Source organism: Mycobacterium sp. D16Q16, assembly GCF_002013745.1.
Lineage (GTDB): Bacteria > Actinomycetota > Actinomycetes > Mycobacteriales > Mycobacteriaceae > Mycobacterium.
Window position 1 is genome coordinate 17,953 of the sequence record NZ_MAEY01000019.1, and the last position, 21,108, is coordinate 39,060.

The window sequence follows — 21,108 nt, forward strand, 5'->3', positions numbered from 1 at the left end:
ACCCGAATCACAACGGTCACAAAAGCCCCGCCAGCAACGGTGAGAACCTACGACAACACCATAGCTGGAAGCGCGGCTCGGCCCGCGCGGTGTCGCCGCGCACCCCGCACATCACCTCAACGGATTTGTCGACGAGCCCCGGGGCGGTGGTGGCACCCACCGCAGCACTCGGTCCATCTGTCGTAGGGACATACCCCGCGTGGTCCGCATCGCCACATCACGCAGTGGAGTTAACAACGGATGCGACACGAGCCCCATGGCGCCGAGCCGGCGAGAATCGCGTGCGATCCGCTGCGTTCGGCGTCGGCGCAGCCTGTCGTATGCCCGCATGTCTGGGTAGACCCGGGCCAGGGTGACGGCATCCTCCAGCGCCTGGCACGCTCCCTGCCCGATGTTGGGCGTCATCGCGTGCGCCGCATCGCCCAAAAGCGCAACCTTGCCTTTTACGAAGGTTTCGAGGTTGGGCAGGTCATAACTGTCATGCTGCAGAACGCCTTCAGGACCGACCGAATCCAGGAGGTGGGCCACCGGCGCCGGGAATTGCCGAAAGGGGTCGAGGGACAGGTTCGGATTGCCCGACTCGGCCGGTTGGAATCCGTAGCAATAGGCACGCCCACCGGACATCGGGAAGTAGCCGAAACGGGCCCGGTCGCCCCATAGCTCAAGTTGGGACCGCGGCTGCTGGTCACCGAGCGGAACCGTGACGAATCGGGTGATGGAGTAGCCGGTGTATCGCGGCGGCCGCGCCTCCGGCCAGAGCGCTCGGCGCGTGACGCTGTGGAGCCCGTCGGCGCCAATCACCAGGTCGAAGAGGTGGCGTTCGCCGTCGGCGACGACCTCGCCGTCGAGTCCGACTCCGGTCACCTTGGTGCCCAACGCCGTTTTCTCGGGTGGCACAGCCCGCGCCAGGATCCCGACGAGTTCCTTGCGATGGACCACGCAGGTATCCCCGAACGCCTCGAAGTACCGCGCGCCGGGCTCGAACAGCCGTTCCCCGGCCCGGGTGAGAAATGCTCCGCTGCAGTGGTGGACCCCATGTGCGCGCACTTCCGCGCCAAGACCGAGCTCGTCGAGCGCACGCATCGCGTTGGGCCACACACTAATACCGCAGCCGACCTCGGTGAACCGCTCACGCTGCTCAAAGAGCGTCACCTCGTGGCCCGCCTGGCTCAGACTGATCGTCGCGGTCAGTCCCCCGAGCCCGCCCCCGATGACCGCAATGCGCACAACGCGACGCTAGCCCGCTGCGCCGCGATTGTGCCCCGACGATGTTCGGTGTGTGTCAGGTCGTGGCGAGCTGTGTCCGGTGCGCCCTGAGCACGGTGTCGACCGTGAAGATCGTCAGCGCCGCCCAGATCAGCGCGAAGCCCACCCAGCGTTCCGGCGGCATCGCCTCATGCTTGACCAGCACACCCCACAGCATCTGCAGCGTTGGCGTTAGGTACTGCAGGAGTCCGAGAGTCACCAGCGGAATGCGTTGTGCCGCAGTACCAAACAACAGCAACGGCAGCGCCGTCACCACACCGCTGAGCACCATCAGCGCGGTGTGGCCGTGGGTGTAGCCGAGGAAATGCTGCTGACCGTTGACACCGAGGAACACCAGGTAGACGAGGGCGAATGGCGCCGCGACGATGCCCTCGGCGGTCAGGCTCACGCGTGGATCGACGGTCACCGTCTTTTTGATGGCTCCGTATCCGGCGAACGAAACGGCCAGTATCAATGTGATGACCGGCAGCTGCCCGTAGTTCACCGTGAGCACCGCTACCGCGATGAACGCCAGCACCAGCGCCAGGAGCTGCCATCTACTGAGCGGTTCCCGAAAGATCAGGACACCCAACAGCACCGTCACCAACGGATTGATGAAGTATCCGAGTGCGGCGTCGAGCACGTGCCCGGAGTTGACGGCATAGATGTAGACACCCCAGTTGAGGGCGATGAGAACTGAGGCGCCGACAAGGAGGCCCCAGTTGTGCCTTCCCATCGTGATGAGGTCACGTAACCGCCGGGAGACGGCGACGACGATCACCATCAGCAGCAGTGTCCAGATCATCCGGTGCGCCAGGATCTCCAGCGCGCTCGCCGGCTCCAGCAGGGGGAAGAATGCCGAAAACAATCCCCACATCACATAGGCGCCCGCACCGAACAGGTATCCGGACTTCAGGCGGTTCTGGTCAGGCGTCGTGACGGCCCCACTCATCGCAGGATGTCGAGTGCGTGCGCCAGATCCTCCGGGTACTCGCTGGTGATCTCCATCCAGCGGCCGTCTCCCGGGTGGGTGAAGGCCAGCGATTTGGCATGCAGCCATTGACGTTCCAGCCCAAGCTTGGCGGCCAGCGTCGGATCCGCGCCATAGGTCAGATCGCCACAGCAGGGGTGTTTGATGGCCGAGAAATGCACCCGGATCTGGTGGGTGCGACCGGTCTCCAGGTGCACGTCCAGCAGGCTGGCCGCCACAAACGCCTCAAGGGTGTCGTAGTGGGTGATGGAATGGCGTCCGTCTTCGACGACGGCGAATTTCCAGTCGTGACCCCGATGCCGCCCGATCGGGGCGTCGATGGTGCCGCTGGACGGGTCCGGGTGTCCTTGGACAAGAGCGTGATAACGCTTTTCGACGCGCCGGTACTTGAAGGCGCGTTTGAGCTCGGTATAGGCCTTCTCCGACAGCGCCACGACCATGACCCCGGATGTCCCGACGTCCAGGCGGTGCACGATTCCCTTGCGTTCGGGCACACCGGATGTGGTCATCCGGAAACCGGCGGCCGCGAGCCCGCCGAGCACGGTGGGACCAGACCAGCCGACAGAGGCGTGGGCCGCGACGCCCGCGGGTTTGTCGACGGCCACCAAATCGTCATCGGCGTACAGGATCTTCATGCCCTCGATGGCCTCGACCCGATTCTCCGGCGGGGCCTTGGGCTCGGGGAGCGTCACTTCCAGCCAGGTACCTGCGGTGAGTTTCTCGGACTTGGCGACCACGACACCATCCAGAAGCACGGCACCCTCTTCGGCGAGGGTGGCCGCAGCCGTGCGGGACAAGCCGAGCAGGCGCGCCAGCCCGGCGTCCACGCGCATACCGGCGAGGCCGTCGGGCACCGGCAGGGAACGCGAGGTCATGACGGCTTGGTCTGGGAAGTTTGCGCGTCGGCGTTCTCGGTGTCCACCTGGTCGCTCTGATCCTCGGCCGGGCGCTCGCCCGCCGCGCTCACCTCGCTCGATGCTCCGCGCGTCGAGCGCTCGTCGCTGTCGTAGTCGTATCCGAACAGCGAGAGCGCGACCAGCAGAATCGCTCCACCCACCACCGCGGGGTCGGCGACGTTGAAGACCGGCCACCACCCCACCGACAGGAAGTCGACCACATGGCCGCGTAGTGGTCCGGGGCCCCGGAAAAACCTGTCGATGAGATTGCCCAGCGCACCGCCGAGAATCATGCCCAGACCGATGGCCCACCATGTGGAGACCAACCGGCGGCCGATCAGCAGGATTCCCACGACGACCGACATCGCGATGAGGGTCAGCACCCAGGTGTAGCCGGTGGCAAAGGAGAACGCGGCACCGGAGTTGCGTACCAGCGTCCAGGTGACGGTGTCGCCAATGATCGGTACCGGCTTGCCCGGCTGCAGCAGTTTGACGGCAAGGACCTTGGTGACGACATCCACCGCGAGCACCACCGCCGCCACGATGAGCAGCAGTTTTATCCGCCGCTTGGGCTTCGGGGCGGTCTCGGGCTCGTCACTCACGTCACCCATCATCCCCTACTCAGGGGGGCACGCCGCGCACCCTGTCTGCGATGATCGCCGCTGTGCCCGATGTTGTTCGCCCCAGAGGCTCGTCACCGACCCTTGTGCTGTTGACCACCGGCGGAACCATCGCGACCGCGGTAGGCAGTGATGGCATCGCCCGCCACCGCAGTTCGGGAGACGACCTGCTCGCCGCCGCGGGACACGGCAATGTCGCCGTCCACGATCTGATGGCCGTCGACAGCGCGGAAATGACCCCGCAGCGCTGGCAACAGATCGCCGCCGCGATCCGCGGACATATCGCAAGCGGGGCCACCGGGGTTGTCCTCGCGCACGGCACGGACACGTTGGAAGAGACCGCGCTCTGGCTCGCGCTGACGTGCGCGGTGCCGGTACCCGTCGTTCTCACCGGGGCGCAGCGCAGTGGCGACCACCCAGAATCCGACGGGCCGGGCAATCTGCGGGATGCGTTGACGGTGGCCGCGAGCGGTGAGGATCTGGGTGTGGTGGTGTGTTTCGCCGGACAGGTGTATCCGGCGCTGGGCATCCGCAAGGTCGATCTGGCAGCGCCCGCCGGCTTCGCCGGTGTCGCCCCCATCGGTCATGTGCGCGACGGCGTGTTCGTACAGAGCGGCGATGCACCCTCACCGTTCCTCGGCACCGTGACCCGCGCCGCGTTACCCCGCGTCGACATCGTGAGCCTCTACCCCGGGGCCGACGGGGCGGCCGTCGACTCCTACGTGCGCGCCGGCGCACAGGGCCTGGTACTGGAATCGATGGGCGCCGGTAACGCCAATGACGTTGTCATCGAATCTGTTTCGCGTCAGATTGAGAATGGAATCCGGGTCCTTGTCACCACCCGGGTACCGGGTGGTGCGCTGGCGCCCGGCTACGCGCCGGGGCAGAAACTGGTAGATGCCGGTGGGGTGATGGTGCCCCGGCTTCGATCCGGGCAAGCCCGCGTGCTGTTGATGGCGGCCCTGGCCACCGGATCAGATCTCGTCTCCGTCGTGGAGCGGCTCGGCTGACTCACCCGGCCAGTCCAGACTCGCCACCGGGTCAGCGCGGGTGACACCCGGGTCGTCGACGCCGAAGGTGCGCGCGATGCCGGGTCCGCTGCTTCGCGTCTCGAATCTCACGGTCATGACGCCATGTCCGGTGCCCTGAATCCAGCCGTGGCCATACTCGGGATGGAGGACGTCGTCACCGATACCCCAGCTCGTGGCGCTCGGCTCGGGCGCCGCGGCGGACGGGGCCTCGTCGGTCTCGGCCACCGATTCGGTCTGGTCCAGATCCGGAAACAGTGAGGTCTGCTGAACGTCGGAGAATCCCGAGAATCCCACGCCGACCAGGCGAATGGGGCCAATCTCGACGGGGTCCAGGAGCAACCGGCGTGCCGCCGACATCAGCACGGCACGTTCGGTGGTGGCATAGGGCAGCGTCGCCGACCTGGTCAGGATGCTCATGTCCGAGCGGCGCAGCTTCACGGTGACGGTGCGTACGCCGCGACCGTGCTTGATGAGCCGCCGATGTGCGTGCGCTCCGATCGGTTCGATGGCCTCACGTAGTTGATCGAGAGTGGTCAGGTCATCGGCAAAGGTGGATTCCGCGCTGATCTGTTTCGTTTCGGCACGTTCGGCCACGGGGCGTTCATCGACACCACGTGCGAGCTGGTGCAGGGCGGGGCCGATCGTGCCGCCCAGCACCGAGGCCACCTCGCTGGTCTGCAACGCCGCTAGCTGACCAATGGTATTGATTCCCAAACGATTCAGACGTTCCTCCGCCACGGGCCCGATCCCCCACAATTTGCGCACCGGGAGATCGGCGAGCAACGAGCCTTGTTCCTCGGGCGGGATGATCCGCACCCCGTCGGGTTTGGCCAATCCCGATGCGATCTTGGCAAGCTGCTTCCCAGACCCTGCCCCGACCGACGCGGTGAGCCCGGTTTCGGCGAGCACCCGTGAACGAAGCTCGCCGATGTACTCCGCCACGGTTTCGGTTGTGGCCCCGGACAGTTCAACGGGCTCGCCGAAGGCCTCGTCGAAGGACAGCTGTTCGAGTACCGGGATCATCGAACGCACCGTCGCGAACACCCGCCGGCTGGCGACGCCGTACACCGCGCCACGAGGCGGCAGAACCACGACGTTGATGCCGACCAGTCGTCGCGCCTGATGCATGGGCATCGCCGAGCGGGCACCGAAAACGCGGGCCTCATAGCTCGCCCCGGCCACCACTCCCCGGCCTCCGGTACCGCCCACGAGGACCGGACGATCCCGCAGGGTTGGCCGGGTCAGCTGCTCGACCGAGGCGAAGAAGGCGTCCATGTCGAGGTGCAGAACCCATCGACCGGCAGCACACACGCGATCATCGTATGGCGCAGGTCGGACGCCACCCTGCGGGGCGACACCGATCGAGCTCAGCATGCCGAGTGGACACCATGACCTGGGTGCGTGGCCGAACCCCGACAAGAGATGGCCGAATCACGCTACTCGGACAGCCGTATCGTCCCTAGCCTGGTCTCATGGCAATGAATTTGGTGCACCGTTGGTGTTGTAGCTCGGAGATGTGGGCACGTAAGACCGAGTCGCAGCTCCTCCCGTGGGCGCTGCAGGGGGTCGAGCTTGGCGAGGACACCCTGGAAATCGGTCCTGGCTATGGCGCGAATCTGCGGGTGCTGACCACACGCACCCCCCGGCTCACCGCGGTGGAGATCGACGAGACCATGGCGTCGCGGCTGCAACGGCTCTACGGCGATCAAGCAACGGTGATCCAGGGTGACGGCACCCAGCTCGGTTTCGACAACGACCGCTTCAGCTCCGTGGTGTGCTTCACCATGCTGCACCACGTCCCGACACCCGATCTTCAGGATGAGCTGTTCGCACAGGCACATCGGGTGCTGGCCCCGGGCGGTGTTTTCGCCGGCAGCGACGGTGTGCATTCCGCGTTCTTCCGGCTGCTGCACATTGGCGACACCTACAACCCGGTGCCCACCACGTCGCTACCGGATCGCCTGCGCGCAGTGGGTTTCACCGACATCGAGCATCACCTCGACGGGGGTAACCAGCGCTGGCGCGCGGTGAAGGCCGCGTAGGCCCGGCGCTAACCCACCGCCTTTTTCAAGGACACCCGGACCCCGTCGCCGATATCGGTGGCGGGCGTCTGGGCGTTCTGGCCGGCTTCGCCGATTTCCAGTGTCGTGGCCAGGATTTCGCCGGCAATGAGGTCGCGGTGACGTTCCGCCCAGGGACGACGGTCCTCGGGTACATCGAGGATGACCTCGATACGGTCGGACACCTCCAGACCTGTCGACTTGCGAAGATCCTGAAGCTCTCGGATGAGATCGCGCGCCCATCCCTCGGCCTCCAGCTCCTCGGTGACGGTGTCATCCAGGATGACCAGTCCCCCGCCCTCGGGAAGCGCCGCCGTGGAATCCGGCTCCGCGGCCACCAGTTTCGAATCGAACTCGCCCTCCCGCAGGGTGATCCCGGCAGCGACAACGGTGCCATCTGCCTGCTGAGCCCAGTCGCCGGCCTTGACCGCACGGATGACCGTTTGCACCTCCTTGCCCAGCCTCGGGCCCGCGGCACGTGCGTTGACGGTCAATTCGAACTTGCCGTAGCCAGCGATATCATCAGTCAGTTCCACAGATTTCACGTTCAGCTCATCGGCGACAAGGGCCGCGTAGGGCTCCAACCGCTTCGGGTCGGGCACCGCGACCGTCAGTTTGAGCAGCGGCAGGCGCACCCGCAGCTTCTTGGCCTTACGCAACGACGAGCCCGTCGATGCGACCTTGCGCACCTCATCCATGGCGGCCACCAGATCGGGATCCGCAGGCAGCGCCGATTCGGGCACCCAATCCGTGAGGTGCACGGACCGCTCCCCCGTCAGTCCCTTCCAAATCACCTCGGTGGTCATCGGCAACAGCGGTGCGGCCAGGCGGCACGTCGTCTCCAGCACGGTGTGCAAGGTGTCGATAGCATCCGCGTCCTCGTCCCAGAACCGCGAACGTGACCGGCGCACATACCAATTGGTCAGTGCATCGGTGAATTGACGCAGCTGTTCACACGCTCCCGAAACGTCGCAGATATCCATCGACGCGGTGAGGTCATCGCGAAGCTGCGCCAGTTTGGCCAGGATGTACTTGTCGAGCACCTGCGTCGAATCGGTGCGCCACGTGCCAGGTCTGGACGCATACAGCTGCAGGAAGCTCCATGCGTTCCACAGCGGCAGGATCACCTGCCGGACGCCCTCGCGAATGCCCTGCTCGGTGACGATCAGGTTGCCGCCGCGCAGGATCGGCGACGCCATGAGGAACCACCGCATCGCATCGGAGCCGTCACGATCGAATACCTCGTTGACATCCGGGTAGTTACGCAACGACTTGCTCATCTTCTGGCCGTCGTTGCCCAGCACGATGCCGTGCGACACACAGGTTCTGAACGCGGGCCGGTCGAAGATCGCGGTCGCCAGCACGTGCATGACGTAGAACCAGCCGCGAGTCTGACCGATGTACTCGACGATGAAATCGGCCGGGAAATGGTTTTCGAACCACTCAGCGTTCTCGAACGGATAGTGCACCTGCGCGTATGGCATGGAGCCCGAGTCGAACCAGACATCGAAGATGTCCGAGATGCGCCGCATGGTGGACTTGCCGGTCGGGTCGTCCGGATTGGGCCGGGTCAGCTCATCGATATACGGCCGGTGCAGGTTCGTCGGACGAACCCCGAAGTCGCGTTCCAGCTCGTCCAGACTTCCGTACACGTCGATGCGCGGATATGCCGGATCGTCGGACTTCCACACCGGGATCGGAGTGCCCCAGTATCGGTTTCGAGACACCGACCAATCGCGTGCACCTTCCAGCCACTTGCCGAACTGACCGTGCTTGACGTGCTCGGGGTACCAGGTGATCTGCTCGTTGAGCTCCACCATCCGGTCCCGGAACTCGGTCACCTTGATGAACCAGGACGACACCGCACGGTAGATCAACGGGTTTCGGCAGCGCCAGCAGTGCGGGTACGAGTGGTCGTAGGTTTCGTGCCGCAACAGCACGGCGCCGTTGGCGGCAGCGGAACCGGTGCCGTTCTTGAGGTCCTTGATGATCTGCGCGTTGGCATCGAACACCTGCTGACCCACGTAATCAGGCACGGTGGCGTCGAATCGGCCCTTCGAATCGACAGGGGTGACGGGGGTGATCCCTGCCTTGTCGGTGACGTTCTTGTCTTCTTCACCGTAGGCCGGGGCCATGTGCACGATGCCGGTGCCGTCCTCGGTAGTGACGTAGTCACCCGAGAGCACCGTGAAGGCGTTCGGCGACGCGTCCTGCTGGAAGTACGGGAACGGCGGCAGGTACCGCATGCCCAACAACTCGGCGCCGGTGTAGGTGTCCAGCACTGTGGGCTCTTCACCAAGCTCACGGGCGTAGGACCCGACCCGCGCCTGCGCGAGCAGGTAACGGTCGGCGGTGCCGTCGCGGCCTTCGGCCGCAACCACCGCATAAGTCACCTCGGGGTTGACCGCGACCGCCAGGTTCGACGGTAGCGTCCAGGGGGTTGTGGTCCAGATCAGCAGGCGGGCACCGTCGAGCACCGCCCACCGGCTGTCCGCATTGCCGGCGATCCGGTATCCCACGGTGACCGCGGGATCCTGACGGCTCTGATACACGTCGTCGTCCATGCGCAGTTCGTGATTGGACAGCGGTGTCTCGTCGCGCCAGCAGTACGGCAGTACGCGGTATCCCTCGTACGCCAATCCCTTGTCCCACAACTGCTTGAACGCCCAGATGACCGACTCCATAAAGGTCGGGTCGAGCGTCTTGTAGTCGTTGTCAAAGTCCACCCAGCGCGCCTGCCGGGTGACGTAGTCGCGCCATTCCTTGGTGTAGCGCAGCACCGACTCGCGGCAGGCATCGTTGAACTCGGCGATGCCCATGTCGTCGATCTGCGATTTGTCGGTGATACCAAGCTGACGCTCAACCTCCAGCTCGGCGGGCAAACCGTGTGTGTCCCAGCCAAATCGGCGGTCCACCTGGTACCCGCGCATGGTCTGATAGCGCGGCACGATGTCCTTGACGTACCCGGTGAGCAAGTGCCCGTAGTGCGGCAGCCCGTTGGCGAACGGAGGACCGTCGTAGAAGACGTATTCCGGAGACCCCGCACGGTTGGCGATGCTGGCACGGAAGGTGTTGTCCGAGTCCCAATAGCGCAGCACCTGCTCCTCGAGCGCAGGGAGATTCGGCGATCCGGTGCGCTGATCGGCGCCGAGATCGGTGCGCGGGTACGCGTCCGGTCGCTCGCCCTGATGCTCTTCGCCCGAGGGGCTCATCGCGGTCTCCCTGTGCTCGCTGGCACGGGGACGATGGGACGCCGTCGGCGTACCTCCGCGGTACCACCCCGCTTGCCCCACGCTGTCGGGGCCTCTCGCAACGGCTGTAACGGGCCTGCCCGTCCGGTTCTACTGGGTTATCCGCGCTGGGCACGGAGCTTTTCTTCCGGAGACTCCCCGGTGATGGCCGGATCGGTGTCTATGACGCCAATTCTATTCGGGTGCGTTGATATGGCCAAACCGGTTTCGGAGCACCATCACTGCGGCCAGTACCAGGGCAATCGTCAACAACGCGCCCACAAAGAGCACCGTCAATCCCCAGCCACCTGCTTGGTAAGCCAGACCGCCTGCGGCCCCGGCCACCGAACTGCCGAGGTAGTAAGTGAACAGGTACAGCGCGGACGCCTCGGCGCGGTCGCGCTGCACGACGGCGCCCACCCACCCGCTCGCGACGGTATGGGCGGCAAAGAAGCCCGCGGTGAACACACCCACGCCGATGATCACCGCGCCGAGTGAATCCGGGATGGTCAGCGCGAGTCCGATGGCCGTGACGGCGACCGCCCCGATGAGAACCAGCCCCCGACCGCGGCGGTCCGCCAGCCGTCCGGCCACTGCCGAGGACACCGTCCCCGCGAGATACAGCAGGAACAGCAGTCCGGCGATAGCCGTCGGAAGCCCGAACGGAGGCGCCACCAGGCGGTAGCCCAGATAGTTGTACACGGTGACGAACCCGCCCATGAGCAGGAAAGCAAGCCCGAACATGATGAGCAGAACCGGGTTACGCAGGTGCGTGCCGAGAATCCTCATCGTGGTGCCGACCCTGACCCGCTTGGGCACGAAGAACTGCGACCGCGGAAGCAGCATCGCGAAAAGCACCGTGCACACCAACGTCATCGCACCACTGCCCAGTAGCGCTATCCGCCAATTGCTTACATCGAGCACCGAGGACGCCACCAGCCGTCCGGCGAGTCCACCGACCGTGGTGCCCGCGATGTATCTGCCCATCGCCGAACCCAGGGAGCCCGGGTGCACCTCTTCAGCCAGAAATGCCATTGCCACTGCCGGAATTCCAGCCAGCGCGACACCTTCCGCCGCGCGGCCGATCAACAACACCGCGAAGGTGGGGCTGGCCGGTAGCAGCAGCCCGATGATCGTCGTCGCTATCGCCGAGACCAGCATGACCCGGGTGCGCCCGTACCGTTCCGAGAGTGCGCTCGCCGGAATGATCGACAACGCAAGCATTCCCGTGGTCACGGAGACAGTCAGCGCGGCGGCGGCGGGGCTCACCCCGAAATCCGCGGAGAGCGCCGGAAGCACCGCCTGCGTGCCATAGAGAGCGGCGAAGGTCGCGAGCCCGGCGGCGAACAGCGCGCCGGTCAGACGCCTATATCCGGCAGTGCCCGTTTCATGGGGCACCGGATCTGCGGCGCAGATAGCCGGACTGCTCTGGGTGCGCGGAGCCATCGTCATGGATCTAGATGCTCCCCCCGACCCGGCATATCGCGGAAATGAGTGATTCAGCGATCTATAATTTATTTCTGACATATAGCGAGGTGGAAGCATGGCGGATGGTGATTACGAGTGGTACATCACACTCGCTGAGCGGCAGAACGTCACCGCGGCCGCCGAGCAGCTCCAACTCGCCCAGCCCACGCTCACCCGGATGCTGGCCAGATTGGAGCGTCGCCTTGGCGTGCAACTGTTCGACCGGCACGGTAAGCGGCTCACACTGAACCCGTCCGGACGGATCTTCTACCAGCACGCCCGGCGCGCTCAGATGGAACTGGACTCTGCTCGTCGCACCATCAACGACCTCGCCAATCCCGCCGAAGGTGAGATCCGCCTCGGATTCCTGCACACCTTCGGCCCCACACTCGTCGCCCGCCTGATCGCAGGCTTCGCCGCGGCGTCGCCGCACGTACGGTTCGTGCTCGAGCAGGGCGCCGCCGGCAGCCTCGACGACCTCGTCGCCAACGGCGATCTTGACGTCGCAATCGTCTCTCCGCGCCCTCGCCGCGCAAATCTCGGGTGGCGCAACCTCTTCCGGCAGCGTCTCGGTGTCGCCGTACCCACAAACCATCGGCTCACACAGGCCGAAGACGTGTCGATGGCCGACCTTGCCGATGAACCCTTCATCGGGATGCATCCGGGATTCGGCATGCGCCGACTCCTCGAAGAGTTGTGCGCCGCCGCGCAATTCCAGCCACGCATCGTGCTCGAATCGAGCGATCTGACGACGGTGGCGGGCTTGGTAGCCGCGGGTCTGGGCATCGCGGTGCTCCCCGTGGACGCCACCACCTACCCGCCCGACCTCAGGATGTTGCGCCTCGTCGACGCCGACGCGCACCGGGACGTCGGCATCATCTGGAGCTCCGGGCAGCCACTTTCGCGCCCGGTCCGGGATTTCATATCCCACGCCATTGCCTCGACGTAGGCCACAATCATCCTCATGTCTGCCGATGTGCCGCCCGCGCACGGGATCGCCCAGGCGATAGCGCAGATCGACACCGCCGGCGACGAGGCCGAGTTCTGCACCGCAGTGGGTGCGGCGCGGATGGTGATAGCCCTCGAGGTGCGGGTGCGCACACCGGAGGCGGTCCTCGCCGCTGCCTGGTCCGAAGCGTTGCGGCACAGCATCCGCACGGCCGCACGACTCGTCACCGGTGGGGTGGATCCGGGCTGGACCTGGTTTGTTTCGGGAAGCGTGGCCCGAGGCGAGGCCGCACCCGGTTCCGATATCGAGACGCTGCTCGCCATCGACGACGCGGTCGATGCCGACGGTAAGACTCACCTGATGGAGCTGGCCGCGCAGGTGCACGCGATGCTCGAACGCGGCGGCATCGGGAGCGATTCCAATGGCGTGCTGGCGAGCCGCGGCCGATTCTGCCGCCGTACCTCCAACTGGTTCGAAGGAATCGAACGCTGGTGCGCCAACCCGCCCGAAGATCGCGGCGTTGTGATGGCGGGTCTGATGGCCGACTCGCACGGGGTAGGCGCGGGATCGTTGTTGTCTGACAACGCTCTTCGCACCAAGAATGCCCGCTGCGCACAGCGCCACTACCCCATCCGGCTTGCCATGCTTCAGGATGCGGTGGCCGTGCGCGCCGGATTCCCTTCGCGGTTGAGGATATTCGCGACACAATCAGACACCGTCGATCTCAAGATCGCGGCGATCGATCCAGTGGTAAAGATCGCGCGCTGGGCAGCACTGTCCGCCGGAGCCGATGCACTCTCGACACCCGAGCGCCTCGACGCCGCCACGGCAGCCAACATCCTGGACGCCGACGACGCCACGACACTGCGGGATTGCTTCGCGTGGCTTCTTCGATTTCGGTGGCGGTCTCGGGCCACCGCGTGGCAGGACGGAGAGCACATGTCCGACACCGTCTCGCTGTCTGCCCTTGCCCCGCAGGAACGTGCGACGCTGCGCTCCGTCGCGCGCGAGATCGCCGGCATCCGCCGCAAGCTGATCTACCTGTCGTCGACATCCTCATTCAGATAGTCGGTCGTACCAGCGCATGGCCCAGCGAGCATCTCCCAGGGCCGTGTGCCGCTGCCCGGCACTGGGGGTCTTCACCCCGAATTGCAGCGAAAGGTTCGAGTAATCGGCATCCGGTATCAACCCGCGTTCACGGATCCGTGCCGCCGTGACGGCGACCACGTCGACCAGAGCCGGATTCCACGCTGGGCTGACTCCGTGGGCAAGGAACATCCGCGTCAGGCACTCGGCGTCGAATTGAGGTATGACCCCGACGATGGTGGCTCCCGCCGTCCATTCCTCAACGAGCGAAACAGCTTCCGCCGCGCGAAGAACGCGAGGGAACTGCAGCGGCCTCAAGCGCACTTGCGGGTGCCGCTTGTGGAAACCGCTAATCTCAAGGCCCGCGGGATCCGCCGATTCCAGGTCCAAGTCCTGGACGTCCACGCACAAGTGCAGCTGACGCTGACCGGCCTCGGTGCGTCGGATGATCGCCACTTCCCACGGCTGGCGCTCACGGTGCAGCCCTGTGGTCTCCGTATCGAGAAAGACCAACGGAGTTGAAGGTCTGTCGGATTCACCAGCATCGCCACCCATGCGAGGCGCCTACGAGCTCAGGTTGAGTAGCCGCTCGGCCGCCAGCGCAGGCGTCAGGGTGCCCTCACGCACCTGCTGCTCGATATCCGCGCGCGCGGACTTCACATCCGGTGCGTTGAGCACCCGATCCAGTACCGCGTCACGCACCATTGCCCACATCCAGTCCACTTGCTGGCGGCGGCGTTTGGCCTCAAACTCCCCCGCCTCGGTCAGCACCGCGCGATGCTTCAGCACCGTGTCCCACATCTCGGAGACCCCGCTATTCTCCAGCGCACTCATGGTGAGAACCGGTGGGCGCCATAGGGTGTCGTGCGGGTAGATCAGGCGCAGCGCACTCGACAACTCCCGCGCCGCCTTCTGCGCCTCGATGGCATGCGCACCATCGGCCTTGTTCACCACCACGATGTCGGCGAGCTCAAGCACACCCTTCTTGATGCCCTGCAGCTGATCTCCGGTGCGCGCCAGCGTCAGGAAGACAAAGGTGTCGACCATGTTTGCGACGGTGACCTCGGACTGCCCCACGCCGACGGTCTCGATCAGAATGACTTCGAACCCGGCCGATTCCAGCAGCACCACCGTCTCCCGGGTCGCCCGGGCGACCCCGCCCAGCGTGCCCGAGGTCGGCGACGGCCGGATGTAGGCATCGGGATGTACCGACAGCCGGCCCATCCGGGTCTTATCGCCCAGAATCGATCCGCCGGTACGCGTCGACGACGGATCGACCGCCAGCACGGCCACCCGATGCCCCTGCTCAATGAGGTACATACCGAGGGCCTCGATGGTGGTGGACTTTCCCACCCCGGGCACACCGGTAATACCCACACGCAGGGCGTTCCCGCCGTCGGGAGACAGGTCCAACAGCAGCTGCTGGGCCCGTGCACGGTGATCCCCGCGCGTCGACTCGACCAGCGTGATCGCTCTGGCGAGCGCCGAACGATCCCCTGATCGGATCAGAGCCGCCAGATCATCAGGTGACTGTTTTTCCGGCATCAGACGAGGTCGTAACCGAGCCGCTCAGCCAGCTTGTGCAACAAGCCAATCGCGGCCTCGGAGATGACTGTTCCCGGAGGGAAGATGGCCGCCGCTCCCGCCTCGTACAGTTCGTCGAAATCTCCGGGCGGGATGACACCGCCGACGACGATCATGATGTCGGGACGCCCGACATCCGCCAACGCCTGTCGCAACGCGGGCACCAACGTCAGGTGACCCGCGGCCAGCGAGGACACCCCGACAACATGCACGTCATTGTCGGCCGCCTGGCGTGCGACCTCTTCCGGTGTCTGGAACAGCGGACCCACGTCGACGTCGAAACCGATATCGGCGAAGGCCGTTGCGATCACCTTCTGCCCGCGGTCGTGGCCATCCTGGCCCATCTTGGCGACCAGCACACGCGGCCGGCGGCCATCGGCGTCGGCGAACTTCTGCACCAGCTCTGTCGCTTGCGTCACGCTGCTAACGGCGCCGTCCCTTCCCACCTCGTCGCGGTATACCCCGCTGATGGTACGGATTTCGGCCTGATGCCGACCATAGACCTTCTCCAGCGCGTCGGAGATCTCCCCGACGGTTGCCTTGTGGCGAGCGGCATTGATGGCCAGCGCCATCAGGTTGTTACCCAACCCGTCTTCCCCGGCACGGCTGGAATCGGCTGCCGCCCTCGTCAGTTCTTCGAGTGCACGTTGCACTGCGTCGTTATCGCGCTCGGCACGCAACTGCTGCAACTTGGCGAGCTGTTCGGTGCGCACCCGCGAGTTCTCGACCTTGAGGACCTCGATCTCCTGGTCCTCGGTCACCTGGTACTTGTTGACGCCGATCACCGGCTGACGGCCCGAGTCGATACGTGCCTGGGTACGTGCGGCGGCCTCTTCGATGCGAAGCTTCGGAATGCCCTGATCGATGGCCTGCGCCATTCCGCCGGCCTCGGTGACCTCCCGAATGTGCTCGCGGGCACGGGATGCGAGCTGATGCGTCAGCCATTCGACGTAGTACGAGCCACCCCACGGGTCTATCGGCCGACAGGTACCCGACTCCTGCTGGATCAGCAGCTGAGTGTTGCGCGCGATACGCGCCGAGAAGTCGGTGGGCAACGCCAGCGCCTCGTCCAGGGCGTTGGTGTGCAACGACTGGGTGTGTCCCTGGGTTGCGGCCATCGCCTCGATACAGGTGCGCGCCACATTGTTGAATACATCTTGCGCGGTCAGCGACCAGCCGGAAGTCTGCGAATGCGTACGCAGGGACTGCGATTTGGCGCTCTTCGGATCGAACTGCGCGACCAGCTCGCTCCACAGCAGACGCCCGGCCCTCAGCTTGGCAACCTCCATGAAGAAGTTCATGCCGATGGCCCAGAAGAATGACAGGCGCGGAGCGAAGACGTCGATATCCAGGCCGCCCTCCAGCCCTGCCTTGATGTACTCGACACCATCGGCGAGGGTGTATGCCAGCTCGAGATCGGCTGTGGCACCGGCCTCTTGGATGTGATAGCCCGAGATTGAAATCGAGTTGAACTTGGGCATCTTGGCACTGGTGTAGGAGAAGATGTCCGAGATGATCCGCATCGACGGCTTCGGCGGGTAGATGTAGGTGTTGCGGACCATGAACTCTTTGAGGATGTCGTTCTGGATGGTCCCGGCCAACTGTTGTGGCGACACACCCTGTTCTTCGGCGGCCACCACATAGAGCGCCAGAATCGGGAGCACCGCGCCGTTCATCGTCATCGACACCGACACCGAGCCCAGATCGATGCCGTCGAAGAGCTGACGCATATCGAGAATGGAATCGATGGCCACACCAGCCATTCCGACGTCGCCCTGCACCCGCGGATGATCCGAGTCGTATCCGCGGTGGGTCGCCAGGTCGAAGGCCACTGACAGGCCCTTCTGACCCGCGGCGAGGTTACGACGATAGAAGGCGTTGGATTCGGCGGCCGTGGAGAAGCCCGCGTACTGGCGGATGGTCCACGGCTGATTGACGTACATCGTCGGGTAGGGCCCGCGCAGGAATGGCACCTGGCCCGGGAACGTATCCAGCGGATATCCCTCGGCCCGCACGGCTTCTCGGTCCGCAGCGGTGTAGACCGGCTTGACGGTGATCGCCTCGGGTGTCTCCCAGTCGAGCTGCTCGCGGGTGTATCCGTGCGCGCCCGCAGCCTCTGCCACGGCGGCCTCTACGGCCGCGGCATCTGGGGCGATCGACACGCGCTCACCGTGTAGCGGCACGTCGGCGAAACTGCCCAGGGTGCCGGCAGATACCGAACGATCCGTGAGGTCAGTCATGTCACGCCCCCAACTTCGTCAAGATGGCCGAAAGAGCTTCGACAGCATTGATTTTCATGGTCAGGTAGCCATCAGGGCGCGACGTCTCCGCGACCTCCCCTACTGACTTCTCGGGCCCCGCGAGATAGACGTCGGTGACCCCCGCTGCCCTCACCGCGTCGACAACGGCACCGACCTCGGCCGCGTACCGGGCATCCGTTCCACACATGACGACGACACGCGCTCCCGAATCCGCGACCGCAGCGGCGACCGTTCCGGCATCGAGCACGCCGGGGTTGACGGCCTCGATGCCGCCAGAGGCCAGCAGGTTCGAGGCGAATGTGGTGCGCACGTTGTGCTCGGCCAGCGGACCGAGCGGAATCAGTAATGCGGCCGGACGCGCACCCGATGCGGCCAGTGCGGCATCCGAGCGGTCCCGCAGCGCCTCGAAATCGGCCGCGTACCGGTAACCCTCTGCAGGCTGTGGCGGCAGCGGTACCTCTGCCAGGTTCGGGAACTCGTTGACTCCCGTCACCGAGGTACGCCGATGCGCGATGTCCTCGGCACGCTGTGCGCGCGTCGCGGCGATACGCTCCCGAATCAGATCGGCGGACGCCTCGAATCCTCCTGCGCCCTCGATCTCGGTGAACAGCGACCACGCCTGCTGGGCAAGGGTTTCCGTGAGATCCTCGATGTACCAGGAGCCGCCGCCCGGGTCGAGCACCCGACCGACATGAGACTCCTCGATGAGCAGCAGCTGCGTGTTCCGGGCGATCCGCGCGGAGAACGCCGGCGATACCGCATCCAGTCCGCAGGCAATCGCGTCATCGAACCTGCGTACCCGCACGCTGTCCGCACCACCTACTCCGGCACCGAAGGCGGCCAGCGTAGTGCGCAGCATGTTTACCCACGGATCGCGCTGGGCCATCATCGGTTCGGAAGTCACCGCATGCATGAGGGCGCCGCCACTTTCTGGCGCGCCCGCGACCTCGGCCACGCGTGCCCAGAGCACCCTGGCGGCGCGGAACTTGGCGATCGACAGGAACTGATCGTCGGTGGCGGCGAAGCGGAAACTGATCTGCCGCAGCGCTTCCGCGATACCCAGACCCGCATTCTGCAGCAGCCGCAGGTAGGCGACCCCGGCGGCTACCGCGACCGCGAGTTCCTGGCTGTCGCTGGAACCCAGCTCGTGCGCAATCGTGCCGTCGACGGTGATCGCGTGGATCTGCTCGGCCCGTGCGCTCCCACGCTCCGCCAACACCACCGTCTCATCGGTCGATACGCCCGACCGGCCCGCGAACGCATCACCGAGCGGATCAGCACCGAGATCGACGACAACCCCGGCGGTGTTTCCCTCGTAACTATCCAGGACGGCGAAAATCGCCTGTGCCACCCCGGTCAACTCGGCGCCGGCTTCCACCTGGAGGGGAGCTAGGTCGAGATACACCCCCTGCAGTGCGCGTCCCACCGCCTCTGGTGTCAGACCTGCCAGCACGATGGCGCTGGTCCCCTGCTCGAGCGCATCGAGAATGGCCTCGTTCACGAGGGCAGCATCGGTGCCGATCGCGCCATCGAAACGCTCAGCGACCTTCCACCCGCTGTTCACATCGCGCCGCGGGTCACCACCGCGCACAAAGGGCCACTGTCCGGGTAGCGACGACTCGGGAAGCTCGTCGAGTGCTGTGTACAGCGGGCGGATCGCTATCCCGTCATATGTCGGCGAATCGAGCAGTCGCTCGGGGTCGGCGGGCAGATCCTCGACCGCCTTACGGGTCGACTTGGCCAAGACTCCGGCGACGTTCTTCTGCCACCGCGCGAAGTCACGTCGAATCTCGGGCACCTCAACAGTCACCAAACTGCTCCCTGCTGCTCGTCGTCGAGCGACATATATGGCACTCCATGCCGAAATGCCTATCACACTTAGTCATCAGGCTAAATGACGCCATCGACTACTGCCCAGTACGGGGGCGTGGCCGCCGCTGCACCCGTGTCCTGTCCCCTTCGTTCATCCGGGCTCCGTAGGCTTGACGATCATGGGATTCCGGCAGGTCTGGGGCGCGGGCGTCGCGATGGCGCGACGGATCCCGCGACGTCAGCTGCTGTGGACCGGTGTGGCCGTTCTCATCGTGGGCGCGGCCCTGCTGTTTCTTCCGCTGCCGACCGCCCTCCAGATGAGGGATTGGGCTGGTGAGCTCGGCCCATGGTTCCCGCTCGCCTTCCTGGCCGCGCACACCATCGTGACGGTGCTGCCCTTCCCGCGCACCGCCTTCACCCTCGCTGCCGGGCTGCTCTTCGGAACGCAGCTCGGTGTCCTGCTGGCGGTCGTCGCAAGCACCGCGAGCGCCGTCTTGGCGCTCTGGGGGGTGCGCGCGCTGGGGTGGAAGCTCAGCACGCTGCATCACCGCCCGGCGGTGAAGAGCGTTGACGAGCAGTTACGCCGTCGCGGATGGATCGCGGTGATGTCGATGCGGCTCATCCCGGCGGTACCGTTCTCGGTCCTCAACTACGCGGCGGGCGCCTCCGCCGTACGCGTGGTGCCCTACACACTGGCCACCTTCGTCGGTCTGCTCCCCGGCACTCTGGCTGTCGTCGTGCTCGGTGACGCACTCACCGGTCACATCAGCGGCACACTTTTCGTGGTCTCGTTGGCGACCTCAGTGGTCGGCATTCTGGGCATCCTCTACGAGATCCGCCGCTACAAGCGCACCCACACCGAGATCGCCAGTCCTGAGACCTCCGACGAACCCGAACGGGTCGGCGGCTAGGCGGTAGGTTTCCGCTCCTCGAATCCCTTGCCCGCGAGGACGGCGAACCACACCAACAGGCTCGCCGCCGGCAGCGCGTGGAGCGCCTTGTCGCGCACCCGTATGTGCGCCCCGACCGCCAGTGTGAAGTAGATGGTGAGCATGAACGTGGTCAATCGGCCCAGCGCCGCCCACCGAATACCGCCGATCAGCCCCGCTGCCGACGCCAACTTGACGGCCGGCAGGACCCACCAGATCCGTTGCGGCAAACCCACTTTCTCCAATGACTCTTTGATGGGCCTGATCGGACGAACGCAGACCGCGGCGTCAGCGGCCTGGATGACCGCTAGGGCGCTCAACACTTTCGGATTAGCCAAAAGCCGCCCTGTCATGACGATTTCGCCGCCAATCCCCTGGCGGCCAAGACGCCGTATGTGGTGAGCAGTGTCGAGGCCGACATCGCGTTCAGACCCATGTCACGTGCCCGCACGTGCGCGCCGACCGCGAGACTGAAGTAGACGGTGAGCATGATCAGTGTGAGCTTCGCCAGCCAGGGGAACCGGATTCCGCCTATCAGTCCCAGCGCGGATGCGGCCTTGATCGGCGCGAAGATCCATCGGTTGTGTTGCGGATAATGCACGTCGTCAAGACATTTAGCCACATAGGGAACCGGCTGGACGCAGAGGACCGCATCCACAGCCTGGAAGGAACCCAGCAAAGCGAGGACTCGGGGAGATATGAAAGCGTCATTGCTCATAGCCTCAGTGAACCACTACTACACCACGTCGTCGATAGGTCTGCCGATTCTGCCTAGTGAGGAGCGTGCGCTCCGAGAGAAGCGGAAATGACCGCCAGCGGCGAGTGGGCCAGTTGCATGTTGGCGCGCTCCTGCGGGGTCAACTGATGGCGCTCCCAGAAACGTCGTAACGCGCGGATACTCATGCATTCATTGGACGCGGTCGCGCCGAGACAGTCCAGCGCGACCG

At 65.3% G+C, this 21,108-nt stretch carries 18 protein-coding genes; 5 read left to right on the plus strand and 13 right to left on the minus strand.

Features of this window, described 5'->3' with window-relative positions; genetic code table 11:
• Positions 1-111: 111 nt before the first annotated feature.
• From B4394_RS18050 to lspA, 4 genes are read right to left on the minus strand one after another with little or no spacing between them, the layout of a single operon-like run.
• A complete protein-coding gene (locus B4394_RS18050) occupies positions 112-1,227 on the minus strand; it encodes an FAD-dependent monooxygenase (RefSeq protein WP_078315866.1) in 1,116 nt (371 codons plus the stop codon).
• Positions 1,228-1,282: 55 nt separating this feature from the next.
• A complete protein-coding gene (gene rarD / locus B4394_RS18055) occupies positions 1,283-2,197 on the minus strand; it encodes an EamA family transporter RarD (protein WP_078315867.1) in 915 nt (304 codons plus the stop codon).
• Entirely contained in the window at positions 2,194-3,111 is a 918-nt protein-coding gene (locus tag B4394_RS18060; protein WP_078312021.1) for an RluA family pseudouridine synthase, read from the minus strand. Before B4394_RS18060 ends, rarD begins: the two co-directional genes overlap by 4 nt.
• Positions 3,108-3,746 carry a signal peptidase II gene (lspA, locus tag B4394_RS18065; RefSeq protein WP_078312020.1) on the minus strand — a complete coding sequence of 213 codons (639 nt, stop codon included), beginning with the start codon at positions 3,744-3,746 and terminating at the stop codon, positions 3,108-3,110. Before lspA ends, B4394_RS18060 begins: the two co-directional genes overlap by 4 nt.
• A 98-nt stretch (positions 3,747-3,844) precedes the next feature.
• On the opposite strand from lspA, the gene B4394_RS18070 reads away from it, so the two are divergent.
• Positions 3,845-4,762, plus strand: coding sequence for an asparaginase (locus tag B4394_RS18070; RefSeq protein WP_176112820.1), 918 nt, complete (start codon positions 3,845-3,847; stop codon positions 4,760-4,762).
• On the opposite strand, the gene B4394_RS18075 is transcribed toward B4394_RS18070, so the two are convergent.
• Positions 4,727-6,094, minus strand: a complete 1,368-nt coding sequence (locus B4394_RS18075) for a DNA polymerase IV (RefSeq protein ID WP_078312082.1) — start codon at positions 6,092-6,094, stop codon at positions 4,727-4,729. The genes B4394_RS18070 and B4394_RS18075 overlap by 36 nt on opposite strands.
• 161 nt (positions 6,095-6,255) lie before the next feature.
• Here B4394_RS18075 and B4394_RS18080 point away from each other — a divergent pair, with 161 nt between their 5' ends.
• Entirely contained in the window at positions 6,256-6,825 is a 570-nt protein-coding gene (locus B4394_RS18080) for a class I SAM-dependent methyltransferase (RefSeq protein WP_212566656.1), read from the plus strand.
• Between the two features lie 8 nt (positions 6,826-6,833).
• Here B4394_RS18080 and ileS read toward each other — a convergent pair whose 3' ends face one another.
• Both ileS and B4394_RS18090 read right to left on the minus strand, forming a co-directional pair.
• Positions 6,834-10,055 carry an isoleucine--tRNA ligase gene (gene ileS / locus B4394_RS18085; protein WP_078315868.1) on the minus strand — a complete coding sequence of 1,074 codons (3,222 nt, stop codon included), beginning with the start codon at positions 10,053-10,055 and terminating at the stop codon, positions 6,834-6,836.
• 213 nt (positions 10,056-10,268) lie between these two features.
• Positions 10,269-11,525, minus strand: coding sequence for an MFS transporter (locus tag B4394_RS18090; protein WP_078315869.1), 1,257 nt, complete (start codon positions 11,523-11,525; stop codon positions 10,269-10,271).
• Between the two features lie 91 nt (positions 11,526-11,616).
• Between B4394_RS18090 and B4394_RS18095 the strand changes: the two genes are divergently transcribed.
• Complete coding sequence (locus tag B4394_RS18095) at positions 11,617-12,489, plus strand: LysR family transcriptional regulator (RefSeq protein WP_078312015.1); 873 nt, start codon at positions 11,617-11,619, stop codon at positions 12,487-12,489.
• 15 nt (positions 12,490-12,504) lie between these two features.
• On the plus strand, positions 12,505-13,557 hold the full coding sequence (locus tag B4394_RS18100; RefSeq protein WP_078312014.1) for a putative nucleotidyltransferase substrate binding domain-containing protein: 1,053 nt from the start codon (positions 12,505-12,507) through the stop codon (positions 13,555-13,557).
• On the opposite strand, the gene B4394_RS18105 is transcribed toward B4394_RS18100, so the two are convergent.
• The 4 genes from B4394_RS18105 to mutA are packed head-to-tail and all read right to left on the minus strand — an operon-like array spanning position 13,546 to position 19,230.
• Positions 13,546-14,130 carry a 3'-5' exonuclease family protein gene (locus tag B4394_RS18105; RefSeq protein ID WP_078312013.1) on the minus strand — a complete coding sequence of 195 codons (585 nt, stop codon included), beginning with the start codon at positions 14,128-14,130 and terminating at the stop codon, positions 13,546-13,548. The two genes, B4394_RS18100 and B4394_RS18105, sit on opposite strands and share 12 nt — an antisense overlap.
• Before the next feature lie 9 nt (positions 14,131-14,139).
• Positions 14,140-15,120 carry a methylmalonyl Co-A mutase-associated GTPase MeaB gene (meaB, locus tag B4394_RS18110; RefSeq protein ID WP_078315870.1) on the minus strand — a complete coding sequence of 327 codons (981 nt, stop codon included), beginning with the start codon at positions 15,118-15,120 and terminating at the stop codon, positions 14,140-14,142.
• Positions 15,120-17,399: a methylmalonyl-CoA mutase gene (gene scpA / locus B4394_RS18115; protein ID WP_078312011.1), complete on the minus strand. Its 2,280-nt coding sequence runs from the start codon at positions 17,397-17,399 to the stop codon at positions 15,120-15,122. Before scpA ends, meaB begins: the two co-directional genes overlap by 1 nt.
• Position 17,400: 1 nt before the next feature.
• The gene (gene mutA, locus B4394_RS18120) at positions 17,401-19,230 is read right to left on the minus strand and encodes a methylmalonyl-CoA mutase small subunit (RefSeq protein ID WP_078315871.1); all 1,830 of its coding nucleotides are present in this window, start codon (positions 19,228-19,230) and stop codon (positions 17,401-17,403) included.
• A gap of 181 nt (positions 19,231-19,411) precedes the next feature.
• Here mutA and B4394_RS18125 point away from each other — a divergent pair, with 181 nt between their 5' ends.
• Positions 19,412-20,143, plus strand: coding sequence for a TVP38/TMEM64 family protein (locus B4394_RS18125; RefSeq protein ID WP_078315872.1), 732 nt, complete (start codon positions 19,412-19,414; stop codon positions 20,141-20,143).
• On the opposite strand, the gene B4394_RS18130 is transcribed toward B4394_RS18125, so the two are convergent.
• Entirely contained in the window at positions 20,140-20,514 is a 375-nt protein-coding gene (locus B4394_RS18130; RefSeq protein ID WP_078315873.1) for a DoxX family protein, read from the minus strand. The two genes, B4394_RS18125 and B4394_RS18130, sit on opposite strands and share 4 nt — an antisense overlap.
• A complete protein-coding gene (locus B4394_RS18135) occupies positions 20,511-20,879 on the minus strand; it encodes a DoxX family protein (RefSeq protein WP_078315874.1) in 369 nt (122 codons plus the stop codon). The genes B4394_RS18130 and B4394_RS18135 overlap by 4 nt, the downstream gene beginning before the upstream one ends.
• Positions 20,880-21,108: the final 229 nt, after the last annotated feature.

Bases quoted from the DNA above. Each gene is read 5' to 3' on its own strand.
- B4394_RS18090 (WP_078315869.1), bottom strand. From the start codon at position 11,525: ATGACGATGGCTCCGCGCACCCAGAGCAGTCCGGCTATCTGCGCCGCA.
- B4394_RS18100 (WP_078312014.1), top strand. From the start codon at position 12,505: ATGTCTGCCGATGTGCCGCCCGCGCACGGGATCGCCCAGGCGATAGCG.
- B4394_RS18130 (WP_078315873.1), bottom strand. From the start codon at position 20,514: ATGACAGGGCGGCTTTTGGCTAATCCGAAAGTGTTGAGCGCCCTAGCG.
- B4394_RS18135 (WP_078315874.1), bottom strand. From the start codon at position 20,879: ATGAGCAATGACGCTTTCATATCTCCCCGAGTCCTCGCTTTGCTGGGT.
- B4394_RS18095 (WP_078312015.1), top strand. From the start codon at position 11,617: ATGGCGGATGGTGATTACGAGTGGTACATCACACTCGCTGAGCGGCAG.
- B4394_RS18105 (WP_078312013.1), bottom strand. From the start codon at position 14,130: ATGGGTGGCGATGCTGGTGAATCCGACAGACCTTCAACTCCGTTGGTC.
- B4394_RS18060 (WP_078312021.1), bottom strand. From the start codon at position 3,111: ATGACCTCGCGTTCCCTGCCGGTGCCCGACGGCCTCGCCGGTATGCGC.
- meaB (WP_078315870.1), bottom strand. From the start codon at position 15,120: ATGCCGGAAAAACAGTCACCTGATGATCTGGCGGCTCTGATCCGATCA.
- B4394_RS18080 (WP_212566656.1), top strand. From the start codon at position 6,256: ATGGCAATGAATTTGGTGCACCGTTGGTGTTGTAGCTCGGAGATGTGG.
- lspA (WP_078312020.1), bottom strand. From the start codon at position 3,746: ATGATGGGTGACGTGAGTGACGAGCCCGAGACCGCCCCGAAGCCCAAG.
- scpA (WP_078312011.1), bottom strand. From the start codon at position 17,399: ATGACTGACCTCACGGATCGTTCGGTATCTGCCGGCACCCTGGGCAGT.
- B4394_RS18125 (WP_078315872.1), top strand. From the start codon at position 19,412: ATGGGATTCCGGCAGGTCTGGGGCGCGGGCGTCGCGATGGCGCGACGG.
- ileS (WP_078315868.1), bottom strand. From the start codon at position 10,055: ATGAGCCCCTCGGGCGAAGAGCATCAGGGCGAGCGACCGGACGCGTAC.
- rarD (WP_078315867.1), bottom strand. From the start codon at position 2,197: ATGAGTGGGGCCGTCACGACGCCTGACCAGAACCGCCTGAAGTCCGGA.